Below are 2,071 nucleotides of genomic sequence, written 5' to 3' on the forward strand. Positions count from 1 at the left end.
ACATTAAAGGAGCTTTAAAATGAAAAAATTAATATGGATTTTAGTTATAATAGCTACAGTTAGTCTGACAAGCTGTGGTGGTGGAAGCAGTGAAGAGGCAAAAAAACTTCTATCGCAGATACTAACTATCGTTGGGATTCCTCAAGATATGATTGTCAATATCTGTCAAGATGGAAATGATAATGGATTTTGTGACTCTATTGAACTGGGGAGTGTCTCTTTGATAAAAAACAATTTTTTTACCAAAGTGCTACTGGGTGAGGATAAGAGTTATGAGCTGAAAGATTATGACCCAACCAAAAAAATCATAATGGAGCTTCAGGATAGTGAAAGTATAGAGTTTAATGATGGTAACTTCTCACTAGAGTACAAAGGAACATCCACAGAGTTATCTATTTTGCAATCCATGGTGGATGCTGATAACCTTAGTGGTGAGGATGTTGTAGAGGTCAAAAAGATGGATGGTAAAGATACTTTTGATGATATTCTTCTGGGAAGTATGATGAAAAACCTCAACCGATATATGAATAATGATATGGAACATCAGAGTGCAAGGGGTGTTAACCTCAAAGAGTTGGGAAGAGTGTTCAAAGATGATATCCCACTAAAAAATTTACCTACGCTAATTAAAAATCAGTGTGAGGGGGATAAGGAGTGTATAAACAATCTTATCAAAAATTTCCCTGTAAATCTTGATACTGATGAGCAAGATATATATACTATAGCAGAAGAACGCAGAACTGTAAAACTTCTAAACGATAAACTGATTGAGGGGTTTATATGTGGGGGAGAAGAGAGAAAAATTGTAAAACATTACGGTTATGAGGATATTTTCAATTTGAACAACAAAATAGAGCTTACTCACCCCTCTCGAGATGTTATTATGCAGATAGATAAAACAGAGTTAGTTCAGTATGATAGTTTGGAAAAAAACAGATTTTTTGCAGAAGATATTACTGGACTTCCTCGAAAATTTAGAAAAGGGATGCTCTATATCGGTCTAAAAAAGAGTGGTGGGAGATTGGAAGCCAATGATAAGATTCATATAGGTCAATATCGTAGTCATAATCCCCAACAACTCTTTAGTGCAGAGTTAACTACTCTAAAAAATCGTGGTTGGTCACACCAAGCTATTGGTACTACTGACCCCACAACAGAGATATACTATAGCAGTTTTGACAATATTTTACTTTCGGAAAACAATGAGACTCTTTTAGATTATCTCAAAGATTCAAACCATTTTGATCTGCTTGTTGAGAAAAATACGGCAGTTGACTTTATCTCTGTGGCTACATGCTCTTTGGCTGACCCAGAAGCAGAGATTAAAGAAGTTCTAAATGTTTTCAAGTGCAAAGAGGGAGAAAGACTTATTAAAATAATAGGTGGTAGCGTTGATGCCTTTGCAAAGGGTGAAGAGAAAGATGCCACTCCATCAGAGATTTTAAGAGCCAGTATAGACAAACCTATAATTGGATACGATGAATTAGCTGATAATAAGTTCTTTATCGACTCTCTGAATAGACCGACAGACTTGACTATTATAAATGCACAATTTTCGGTGGGGATAAAACCACTACCAAAATTTCTCTATCAAAATGATACAATAAATATCGGAAGCTATGAGACGGAAAAATATGCTAGATTCAAGCTATATGGCAATGATGAGGATAGTGTATTTAATATGTGGAGCAGAGATATAAGAATAAGTAATGGGGAACGAGTTCTACAGGCGAACCTTGCAGATATTAACCTGACAAATGGAGGAGATGGTTCACTATTTAATATGTTAAAAAATAGTGACTCTCTACTTGATATTTTGATACAAAATGATACTAGTGTGGATTTCTCTTATTTGAATCTATGTGTTAAATAGTTCAAGGGTAACCACGAGGGGATTATCCCTACAGAGATATTATTTGGAATCGGAGGCTTTAGCCCAATGCCAATGAATTAGCGAGGCTAAAGCCATCGTTTCCGTATATGCAATCTGCATTTTCGGAATCGGCGTGTTTACACCCGAACTATTTGGTTCAAAAAAAGCTTAATTCATTGGCATTGGGCTTTAGCCCCG

The 2,071-nt window shown here is 35.8% G+C and carries 1 protein-coding gene; it reads left to right on the forward strand.

What is annotated here, in order from left to right:
• Positions 1 to 19: 19 nt before the first annotated feature.
• Complete coding sequence (locus GSY74_RS08325; protein ID WP_164664643.1) at positions 20 to 1,873, forward strand: hypothetical protein; 1,854 nt, start codon at positions 20 to 22, stop codon at positions 1,871 to 1,873.
• Positions 1,874 to 2,071 lie beyond the last annotated feature (198 nt).

Source organism: Sulfurovum sp. bin170 (assembly GCF_010892395.1).
GTDB lineage: Bacteria > Campylobacterota > Campylobacteria > Campylobacterales > Sulfurovaceae > UBA1140.

What these genes read in the sequence shown, in the direction of transcription:
- GSY74_RS08325 (WP_164664643.1), top strand. Translation starts at nt 20, where the DNA reads ATGAAAAAATTAATATGGATTTTAGTTATAATAGCTACAGTTAGTCTG.